Here is a 255-nt window from a genome sequence, read left to right on the forward strand (position 1 = left end):
GCCTGACCGGCTTCGATCTCGCCCACCTGCGCGATGAACACGGCCAGCTCAACCTCAACAGCCTGCTGTGCGGCTCGGAAGGCACGCTGGGCTTTCTAAGCGAAGCCGTGCTCAACGTGCTGCCGATTCCCCGGTACGCCACCCTGGTCAACGTGCGCTATACGAGCTTCATGGACGCGCTGCGCGACGCCAAGGCGCTGATGGGCAGCGCCCGGCCCACGTCCATCGAGACCATCGACGATACGGTGCTCACGC

General features: G+C 65.5%; 1 protein-coding gene. It reads left to right on the forward strand.

The genetic code is table 11. The annotated features are described in order from the left end of the window. Positions 1 to 255: FAD-binding oxidoreductase (locus HW452_RS17460; protein WP_224107352.1), on the forward strand; the 255-nt coding region annotated here is incomplete at both ends.

Source organism: Vreelandella aquamarina, from assembly GCF_020075495.1.
In the GTDB taxonomy this organism is placed as follows: domain Bacteria; phylum Pseudomonadota; class Gammaproteobacteria; order Pseudomonadales; family Halomonadaceae; genus Vreelandella; species Vreelandella aquamarina_A.